The sequence below is a fragment of the Virgibacillus alimentarius genome (assembly GCF_000709085.1).
In the GTDB taxonomy this organism is placed as follows: domain Bacteria; phylum Bacillota; class Bacilli; order Bacillales; family Amphibacillaceae; genus Virgibacillus_B; species Virgibacillus_B alimentarius.
In genome coordinates this window covers 1-10036 of the sequence record NZ_JFBD01000084.1, presented here as the reverse complement: position 1 = coordinate 10036, position 10036 = coordinate 1, and the positions used below count along the sequence as shown (strand labels likewise).

General features: G+C 36.7%; 8 protein-coding genes and 1 pseudogene. 8 read left to right on the top strand and 1 reads right to left on the bottom strand.

Annotated features, from left to right (window positions below; translation table 11 throughout):
* Positions 1–504 (top strand): group II intron maturase-specific domain-containing protein (locus GZ63_RS0113005; protein ID WP_029270247.1); only part of this gene is annotated, 504 nt, incomplete at its 5' end.
* A 113-nt stretch (positions 505–617) separates the two neighbouring features.
* On the opposite strand, the gene GZ63_RS0113000 is transcribed toward GZ63_RS0113005, so the two are convergent.
* Positions 618–1784 carry an MFS transporter gene (locus GZ63_RS0113000; RefSeq protein ID WP_029270245.1) on the bottom strand — a complete coding sequence of 389 codons (1167 nt, stop codon included), beginning with the start codon at positions 1782–1784 and terminating at the stop codon, positions 618–620.
* 153 nt (positions 1785–1937) lie between these two features.
* Between GZ63_RS0113000 and GZ63_RS0112995 the strand changes: the two genes are divergently transcribed.
* From GZ63_RS0112995 to GZ63_RS17525, 7 genes and pseudogenes are all read left to right on the top strand, one after another.
* The gene (locus tag GZ63_RS0112995) at positions 1938–2330 is read left to right on the top strand and encodes an OsmC family protein (protein WP_029270243.1); all 393 of its coding nucleotides are present in this window, start codon (positions 1938–1940) and stop codon (positions 2328–2330) included.
* 106 nt (positions 2331–2436) lie between these two features.
* Positions 2437–3234 (top strand): YfkD famly protein, encoded by a 798-nt coding sequence (locus GZ63_RS0112990; RefSeq protein WP_029270241.1) that lies wholly within the window; start codon positions 2437–2439, stop codon positions 3232–3234.
* A gap of 162 nt (positions 3235–3396) precedes the next feature.
* Positions 3397–4710, top strand: coding sequence for a Na+/H+ antiporter family protein (locus GZ63_RS0112985; protein WP_029270239.1), 1314 nt, complete (start codon positions 3397–3399; stop codon positions 4708–4710).
* 52 nt (positions 4711–4762) lie between these two features.
* Complete coding sequence (pdaA, locus tag GZ63_RS0112980) at positions 4763–5557, top strand: delta-lactam-biosynthetic de-N-acetylase (protein ID WP_029270238.1); 795 nt, start codon at positions 4763–4765, stop codon at positions 5555–5557.
* Between the two features lie 108 nt (positions 5558–5665).
* Positions 5666–7249, top strand: coding sequence for an acyl-CoA synthetase MbcS (gene mbcS / locus GZ63_RS0112975; protein ID WP_029270237.1), 1584 nt, complete (start codon positions 5666–5668; stop codon positions 7247–7249).
* Positions 7250–7453: 204 nt separating this feature from the next.
* The gene (locus GZ63_RS0112970) at positions 7454–9580 is read left to right on the top strand and encodes an ATP-dependent Clp protease ATP-binding subunit (RefSeq protein ID WP_029270235.1); all 2127 of its coding nucleotides are present in this window, start codon (positions 7454–7456) and stop codon (positions 9578–9580) included.
* 130 nt (positions 9581–9710) lie between these two features.
* Positions 9711–10036, top strand: a pseudogene (locus GZ63_RS17525) (hypothetical protein); the annotation flags it as partial.

Genomic DNA, 10036 nt, shown 5'->3' with positions numbered 1-10036 from the left:
AAATCTAAAGTAACTAAACCTAATAATCCAGATATGAAATTCTTAGGATTCGGATTCTTCAGAGACTACCAAAACCGTCTGTATAAAGCAAAACCACATAGGAAGTCGGTAGAGAGCTTTAAGTATAAGTTAAAACAACTAACACGAAGGAATTGGAGTGTTGATACGAAGTATCAAGTAGAAAGAATAAACCAGCTAATTCGTGGATGGGTTAACTACTTTAAAGTCGGTCATATGAAGAAGTTACTAACACGAATAGATTCCCACACAAGGGTACGACTAAGAATGTGCATATGGAAGAAATGGAAAACAGCCAAAAACCGTCGAAAGAACTTAATCAAATTAGGTATGAACAAATACAATGCATACAAAAATAGCCATTCGAGTAAAGGGGCGATAAGAATCGCATATTCATGGATTCTTACTACCACAATCACAAACGAAAGGCTAACAAGATTTGGTTTAATATCCTGTATTGAACATTATAACAAAGTACATGTATAGAATAAAATTAAACCGCCGTATACGGATCCGTAAGTACGGTGGTGTGAGAGGTCGGATAATCAATTAATGATTATCCTCCTACTCGATATGAAGATGCTAGAAAAGGGTAATAGCTATACATGGTTTGAACCTAAGCCGTAATCTTTTTTTATAATTGTCGCTAGCAGGATTAGTGCTAACATGATTACAATCATATAAAAGAAAGATATGTTTGGAAGTACCTGAATAAACATTCCCCCTATAAAAGGGCCACTAATACTTCCGAGACTGAAGGAAATGGAGAACATAAGATTTCCAGCTGGAAGCAAAGCTTTCGGCAATAAATCAGTCATATAGGACATACCTAATGAATAGAGAGAACCAACAAACCCTCCAGCTAAACTAAATAAAACAAATAACGCTACAACGGATGTTTCTAAAAATGCCGAGATCATAAAAAAAGCGGAACCGCAACTTAAAACAAATAATAAAACCTTTCTTCTGCCAATACGGTCACTTAACATTCCTAAAGGAAGTTGTGTTATGATGCTACCAGCAGCAAAACATGGGATAATTAATGAAAGGATATGAACTTCATGGCCTATTCGCATCCCATATATGGGAAACACCCCATGTAAAGTAGCTTCTAAAAATCCGTAACCAAAGCCAGGGAGTAATGCAATCCAGGCAAGCTTTCCAGTTTGAAAAAATCTCCCCAGGGAACTTGTTGGACTTGTTTCGATGTCTTCCTCAGGCCATTGATTGCGCACGAACAGCATCAACGACCAGACGATCATACTAAAAGCGGCAGAGAGTAAAAATGGTAATGCCTCACTTACAGCTAACAAACTTGTCATTAAAGGTCCTAAAGTAAAACCAAGACCAAAAGATAATCCATAAAGGGCAATGTTTCGACCTCTGTTCTTTTTATCAGATGTTGTTGTAATCCATGTTTGCGTTCCAAAATGCAGCATATTATCACCAATACCAACAGTGACACGTAAGATGAACCAGAACCATAGTGCTTCCCAAAATGGGAAAAGAGCGAGAGAGAGGAAAACGAGTACTCCACCAACTACAATAATAGGTTTAAATCCGAATTTTTTCATTGGCTTTTCCATAAAAGGAGATGCTACCAGTATGCCAATATATAAACCAGTTGCGTGCAATCCGTTAACGGACGAAGGTACACCATTTTTCTCCAGAATAATTGCAATTAATGGAAGGAGCATTCCTTGAGAAAACCCTGAAATAGTCACTAGTGCGATTAGTATTGAAAATCTAATTCTAGGAGATATCATTTCATTTCACCTCGGCTGCTTTTATGTTATTACTTTAATTTAATTGTTTTTTCTCTACAATTCAATAGTCTGTATTCAAAATAAAATGTAAGTTATACTTAAATTATGTGAGTTTTTTAAATGATTAGTACTAAAATAGAGGGAGGTAAAAAAATGCGATTTTATTTAAAAGACAATGGGATGCGAATTCGATTAAATTATGGTGAGCTAGATATATCAGGTGATGAAAATGATGGATACCGCCCTTTTCAATTAATGGTTGCATCCATTGCAGGGTGTAGCAGCTCCGTATTTCGAAAGATTTTAGATAAACAGCGTATTAAAATTGATGATTTAATCGTTACTGCAGATGTAGAAAGAAATCCAGATGAAGCAAATCAAATTGAAAAAATATCTTTGCATTTTACGGTTAAAGGCTATCATTTAGATCCTGAAAAAATGCATAAAAACCTTGCATTAACAAGAAAAAATTGCTCTATGATCCGCTCGGTTGAAAACAGCATTCAAATTGAGGAAACGATCGATCTAATTGAATTAAGCAAGTAGGAAAAGCTCCCTTAGAAGGGAGTTTTTTTATGGTTCAAAAGATAGAGCGTATAATATTAGTGTGTCCGAAAAAACTATAAAAAAAGCGAAAGGAATGGGACACATCATGAAACGAAGATATTATCTCTTTGCATTATTACTACTTGCTTATACATGTTTAATTCCTTTAAATAGCATTGCAGCTGAGAAGGAGAAAAAGAAAGAGGATTTTAAAATACCGAGTCATGTTTTATCGATATCAAAAGAAAATACATTTCCTAATTCAGCGGAGGATCAGGAAGTTGTTGAACCGAGTGCTTTAACAAAAGACTTATTAAAAAAAGTAGAAGTTCCAATCGAAAATCCCGATCTGATCAAAATGTTAAACGAGACAACACTAAAACCTTCTCCAATTGCAGTAGGATACCGAGGAATGATTTATGTAGGTCGCTGGCCACTTAATTATCAATCATCAGACACAAATATTAATTGGGAATACCAGCAAATAAATTCCAATGAACTGAATAATATAGGAGGAGAAAAAGATCAGGAAATTTATTATAACCAGCAAGAACAACGAAATGTAAAAGGGGCTCTTACTAATAAAATCTCGGATCCAGAAGATGTTAAAAAAATGATGTTGCTCCGTACAAAGGAGAAAACCAATTTACCTCTTTCATATCAATCCATTATTGGAAAGGATACAAAAAAGGATAATTCCTACACAGTACCAATCAAAAAATCCGGAAGTTTAAAGGCATATGCTCCAGCTGTAAACGAAAAAGGTAAAGTGACATTTGGTGAAGTATACATCCAATTAAAAGGTTCCAAGAAGACCATTGTTGTTAAAAATGTCACGAAGCAAGGAATTGGAGCATGGATCCCAATTCAAGATCATGTATCTTTTTCTTTTCAATTAAAATAGTAATTTAAAAACCCTGTTCACTTTAGTGCAGGGTTTTTAGCATGTGAGCATCTTTTTTAGTGATTTTGTTAAAAAGGGTTGATTTTTTCACTTTATTACTTTATCATGATGAAGTATTAAAGTATATAAAAAGTGGGCGTGTTTTTGAAAGGGGAAGCAGATATGGAATGGGTTGTAATTGTCTCTGTATTAGTTATGACAATACTTAGTTTATTTCGCGTAAACGTAATTCTCGCTATTATTGCCGCAGCGCTTACCGCCGGATTAACGGCTGGACTTTCCATTGTTGAGTCTATTGACATGTTAGTTAGCGGTATGGGAGGACAGGCAAATACAGCATTGAGTTATATTTTATTAGGAGCTTTCGCAGTAGCAATTAACTACTCGGGCATTACTGGAATATTAGTGAATATCATCATTCGTGTTTTAACAGGGAAGAAAACAATGATGCTGCTTGCTCTTGCAGGTATTGCATCGTTGGCAGAAAATTTAATTCCTGTGCACATTGCTTTTATTCCTATTTTAATACCACCATTATTAAAACTATTTGATGATATGCGCTTAGACCGCCGGGCTGTTGCAACTTCATTAACATTTGGACTGAAAGCAGCTTATATCATGATACCAGCTGGATTTGGACTTATATTTCAAAACATTCTTTTAGAGGGTATGGAACAAAACGGTGTATCTTTTTCTTTAAATCAAGCTACACTTTCCATGTTAGTACCGGGCGCTGGTATGATCGTAGGTCTATTATTTGCAATTTTTATAACGTATCGAAAAGACCGGGATCCCATTCCAGGATCTGGGGGCGGTGAAGTTAGCATAGAGACACCTGAATTAACAAACGTTTCCTTTACGACGAAGCATACATTTACAATTATTGCAATTCTTACAGCACTTATCGTACAAATTGTTTCAGAAAATTTAGTTGCTAGTGCAATGGCAGGTTTAGCCATTATGTTTGTAACAAATGTTGTTCCGCTGAAAAAAGGTGACAATATTGTAGCTAATGGTGTTAGTATGATGGGAGTAATTGCATTTGTTATGCTTGTTGCTTCTGGTTACGGCAATATTTTAAAAGAAGTAGGAGCAGTTGATGCATTGGTAGAGGTTTCATCAAACTACCTTGAAACAAGTCATAAAGCAGGAATCGCATTTATTTTATTACTTGTTGGTTTAGTTGTTACGATTGGAATTGGTTCTTCTTTCGGCACAATCCCGATTTTAGCTGCTCTATATGTACCGATTTGTATGACTGCAGGATTCTCGCCAATGGCAACAGCCATATTAATTGGTACAGCAGGAGCTTTAGGTGATGCAGGATCACCGGCATCTGACAGTACGCTTGGTCCAACCGCAGGATTAAATGCGGATGGTAATCATAACCACATTTGGGATACTTGTGTACCAACCTTTTTGCATTTTAATATTCCGCTGTTTATTTTTGGTTGGGCCGGTTCCCTAATCTTTTGATTGCATAGTAAATCCTAATAAAGGAAAAGGTAAGAAAAAAGGTGGATTTGTTATGCGAAAAGTAAGCGTTATTACATCACTCTTTATTTTTCTAGCTTTTTCAATAGGTGTGCAGCCATATGAAGCTTCTAGTGGATATGGATGGGGATATAAGAAAAATAAAGATCAGAAAATACCTGATGTTGGTAAGTATAAAGAGATTTTAGATAAGTACGGCGCTTTTTATGCGGATTTTTCAGGTGATAAAAATATTTATTTAACGTTTGATAATGGGTATGAACAGGGGCACACGGAAAAAGTATTAGATATTTTAAAAGAAGAAAATGTCCCAGCAACATTTTTTGTGACAGGTCAATATGTAAAAAGTGAGCCCGACTTAGTAAAAAGAATGGCAGACGAAAATCATATTATTGGAAACCATTCATATCATCATCCGGATTTCACAACAATATCCAAAGCGTCAATTAAAAAGGAATTAGACACATTAGAGAAGGCAGTTGCTGAAGTATCAAGTCAAAAGCAAATGCAATATATGCGCCCTCCAAAAGGAATGTTTAGTGAAAAGACGTTAAAGTGGTCGAAAGAATTAGGGTATACACATATATTTTGGTCAATAGCCTTCATTGACTGGGAGACTGACAACCAAAAAGGATGGAAATATGCATATGATCAAATTATGGAGCAGATTCACCCTGGGGCGATTATATTACTTCACGCTGTTTCAGGTGATAATGCTGAGGCGCTTTCGTATCTTATTAAAGATCTGCGAGAACAAGGCTATCAATTTAAAAGTCTCGATAATCTGATCATCAATGACCATATACCAGAAGAGATTTATAACCTATAAAATAAAGGGAGGCTTTCGAAAAAGCCTCCCTTTTTCTTTTTTGTCATATTGTAATATTCAAAAAATTTTGATACACTAAACGATATACTTTAAAAGGAGTGATAGAAAATGAAAAAAAAAGATTTGATTGCTCCGAAAGACTATAATATCGTTATGGAGGTGGAGCGTTACATAAAAGATCCTGCGAGGAAAGCTTTAATTTGGCAAGATGAAAGTGGAAACAAGAAGGAAATTACTTATGCTAAATTGATGAAAAATGTAAACAAAATTGGTAACGCTTTCTTAAATAACGGCCTGAGAAAAGGGGACAAGATATTAGTAATGATTCCCCGTCTAATTGATGCATACGAGGTCTACTTAGCAGCTTTGAAAACAGGAATTATTATTATTCCTAGTTCGGAAATGTTAAAGACGAAAGATTTGCAGTATCGCGTCACTCATGGAGAAGTGAGCGGCGTTGTTAGTTATTTTCCTTTTGTTGATCAATACAGAAGTATCAACGAATATAATGACTTAAAACGTTTTGTAATAGGAGAACCAGTTGAAGGATGGCATTTCCTAGACGAATTAAAGGAGACTTCTTCCGATCAGTTAGAAATAGTAGCTACTACGAAAGATGATATCGCATTTCTGCCGTATACGTCTGGTACAACAGGCAATCCGAAAGGGGTTGTACATACTCATGGATGGGGATATGCGCATTTAAAAACAGCCTCTAAAAATTGGCTAAGTATTAATGATGGTGATAAAGTTTGGGCAACAGCTGGTCCTGGCTGGCAAAAATGGGTTTGGAGCCCCTTTCTATCTGTGCTTGGTTCGGGAGCGACAGGATTTATTTACAATGGGAAATTTGATCCGAAAACATATTTGAATTTATTACAAGAGAATGAAATGAATGTATTATGTTGTACCCCCACAGAATATCGCTTAATGGCAAAAGTCGATAATTTAGATATGTATCATTTCCCTACTTTGCATAGTGCTGTTTCTGCAGGTGAACCATTAAACCGGGAAGTAATCGATACATTTAGGAAATATTTCAATTTAACTGTACGTGATGGATATGGTCAAACCGAAAATACATTACTTTTAGGTTTTATGAAAGGAATGGAAGTGAAACCGGGATCTATGGGTAAACCAACACCGGGAAATGATGTAGAGATCATTGATAATGAAGGAAAACCAGTCGGCGTTAATGAACGGGGAGATATTGCTGTAAAACTTGACTGCCCTGCATTATTCCGTGAATATTATAAGGATACGGAACGAACGAAAATGTCGCAGCGAGGAGATTATTATGTAACTGGTGATCAGGCATCCAAGGATGCGGATGGCTATTTTTGGTTTGAAGGTCGAAGCGATGACATTATTATTAGTTCTGGCTATACAATCGGTCCTTTTGAGGTGGAGGACGCTTTGGTCAAGCATCCATTTGTACAGGAATGTGCTGTAGTCGCAAGTCCGCATGAGGTACGAGGCAATATTGTTAAAGCATTTATTGTTTTAAAAGAAGGAATTGATCAAACAAATCCGGACTTGGTCAAAGACTTACAGGACCATGTTAAAGAATGGACCGCCCCTTATAAATATCCGAGACAAATAGAATTTCTGAATGAACTACCGAAAACTACATCCGGGAAGATCAGACGTGTGGAGTTGCGTCAAAAGGAAAAGCTACAACAAAAACAATAGACGGAAATGATACGAAAGAAGGGACCTTGAATCACTATCAAATGGGATTTGAGGTCCTTTTTAATGTTTTTTTAGAAAAAATTGAAGCATCCCCCTTGAAAGTCAAAATAGGTCAGAGTATAATAGCAATTGAAAGGTCAAAGATAGTCAAAGTCAAAAATGATATAAATAAAGTTACTGAAAAGTTTAAAGGAGGAATTGCACATGTTATGTCAACAATGTGGCAAAAACCAAGCAACAGTAAACATGTCTATGCAAATGAATCATCAAAGAATGCAAATCCACCTATGTAATGCTTGTTTTCAAGATATTCAGGGAAAAATGATGAACTCCAATGACTTTTTCTCTGGTGGAAATAATGCATTTGCGAATAATTTCTTCCAACAAAATGGTGGAAGTCAAACGGGAACAAGAACAAAGCAACAACAAGCAAATCAAGGTGGCGGATTGTTAGATGAATTAGGTAAAAATGTCACCGATGATGCAAAAAAAGGTTTAATTGACTCGGTAATCGGTCGTGATAATGAAATAAAACGAGTTATCGAGACATTAAACAGAAGAAATAAAAACAATCCTGTTTTAATTGGTGAACCTGGTGTTGGTAAAACGGCTATTGCAGAAGGACTTGCTGTTAAAATAGTTGAAGGTGACGTACCAGCAAAACTTATGAATAAAGAAGTTTACTTGTTGGATGTAGCATCATTAGTCGCAAATACAGGGATTCGCGGACAGTTTGAAGAACGTATGAAGCAATTAGTTCAAGAGTTACAAGCTCGTCAAGACGTCATTCTATTTGTGGATGAAATTCATTTATTGGTAGGTGCAGGAACCGCAGAAAACTCACAAATGGATGCTGGCAATATTCTAAAACCTGCCTTAGCGCGCGGGGAGCTTCAGTTGATCGGTGCAACAACATTAAAAGAGTACCGTCAAATTGAAAAAGATGCAGCCCTTGAACGCCGCTTGCAGCCAATCATTGTAAAAGAACCATCTGCAGAAGAAGCAGTTCAAATTTTAAATGGAATTAAAGATCGTTATGAAAATTTCCATGAAGTCCGTTATTCCGATGAAGCAATTCGTGCTTTTGTCATACTATCACAACGTTATATTCAAGACCGATTTTTACCAGATAAAGCAATTGATTTAATGGATGAAGTCGGATCACGCTTGAACTTAGAGAATGCTGAAAATGACTCTAATTCTATCCAAAGACGCTTGGATCAAGTTGTTCAAGAGAAACAACAAGCTGCAGAAAAAGAAGACTATGAAAAAGCAGCAAATTTACGTTATCAAGAAATACAATTACAAAAACAATTGGAAAAAGCAAATGATGATGAAAAAGTCGTTGATGTAGATATTTCTGATATTCAGCTTATCGTTGAGGAAAAAACAGGTATCCCTGTAACAAAACTTCAAACAGATGAGCAGGAAAAAATGAAAAACATCGGTAAAAACCTCGGTGCTAAAGTTATCGGACAAGAAAAAGCCGTTGATAAAGTAGCGAAAGCAATTCGCCGCAGTCGCGCAGGATTAAAATCACATGAGCGTCCAATTGGTACTTTTCTATTTGTTGGACCAACAGGAGTAGGTAAAACAGAATTAACGAAAGCACTTGCGGAGGAGCTATTTGGATCTAGAGAGTCACTCATTCGCCTTGACATGAGTGAATATATGGAAAAACACGCCGTGTCAAAAATTATCGGTTCACCTCCTGGCTATGTTGGTCATGAAGAGGCTGGACAATTAACAGAGCGCGTACGCCGCAACCCATACTCCATCATTTTGCTGGATGAAATTGAAAAAGCACATCCGGACGTACAAAATATGTTCCTGCAAATTATGGAAGATGGTCATTTAACTGATTCTCACGGCCGTACGGTTAGCTTTAAAGAAACAGTGATTATCATGACCAGTAACGCAGGTACCGGCGAAAAGCAAATTAGTGTAGGCTTTAATAAAGCAGAGCATGACGCTGTATCAACATTGGAAACTCTAAGTGTTTATTTTAAACCGGAATTCCTGAACAGATTTGATTCTATTATCACATTTAATGAACTTTCTGAGGAAAACTTAATGGTAATCGTTGATCTTATGCTGACAGATTTAGAGAGAACCATTGAAGAAAATGATATAAAAATTACAATCACAAATGCTGCAAAACATGAATTAGTTCGCCTAGGATATGATCCGCGCTTTGGCGCTCGACCTTTACGTCGAGTTATCCAAGATAAAATCGAGGATCAAATGACAGACTTAATTTTAGAAGAAGAAACCGTAAATGCAGTACACATTGATGTTGAAGAAAATGAGATTGTCGTTAAAAATGTATAAGTTCGATGAAAGAATTAGAAGAGACTGGGACAAAACCCAGTAAATGTAAAGGAGTTTCGGGAGTCCCATCTCTAGATGGAACTCCCGAAATTCTTTATTTTACTTTTCCGTGCGGTTTTTAGTAATCCCGTTGACCTGCACTGCAGGCGGCTGCTTAGTTGTGTTGCCGCTTGGTTTAGAAATTACATTACAAGAAGATGATATTGCCTATGTCGTGGAAAGTATTCCGGACGAAGCATTCGTCAGCCTTTTGTGTGAGACGGGCTGTCCGGCCTATCATCCCCGCATGATGTGGCTGGCCCCAGGGATATGAACCGAGTTATCGAACGATTAATCGTTTCCGCAAATGGAAGCAAGTGAAGATAGAAGTGAACGTAAGCAGCTTCGTCCGAACGTAAAGAACCGAAACAATATCGCAAACGATTCCAGGACTTTTTAATCCGCAAACAGAAATAC

Bases quoted from the DNA above. Each gene is read 5' to 3' on its own strand.
- GZ63_RS0113000 (WP_029270245.1), bottom strand. From the start codon at position 1,784: ATGATATCTCCTAGAATTAGATTTTCAATACTAATCGCACTAGTGACT.
- GZ63_RS0112995 (WP_029270243.1), top strand. From the start codon at position 1,938: ATGCGATTTTATTTAAAAGACAATGGGATGCGAATTCGATTAAATTAT.
- GZ63_RS0112985 (WP_029270239.1), top strand. From the start codon at position 3,397: ATGGAATGGGTTGTAATTGTCTCTGTATTAGTTATGACAATACTTAGT.
- GZ63_RS0112990 (WP_029270241.1), top strand. From the start codon at position 2,437: ATGAAACGAAGATATTATCTCTTTGCATTATTACTACTTGCTTATACA.
- mbcS (WP_029270237.1), top strand. From the start codon at position 5,666: ATGAAAAAAAAAGATTTGATTGCTCCGAAAGACTATAATATCGTTATG.
- GZ63_RS0112970 (WP_029270235.1), top strand. From the start codon at position 7,454: ATGTTATGTCAACAATGTGGCAAAAACCAAGCAACAGTAAACATGTCT.
- pdaA (WP_029270238.1), top strand. From the start codon at position 4,763: ATGCGAAAAGTAAGCGTTATTACATCACTCTTTATTTTTCTAGCTTTT.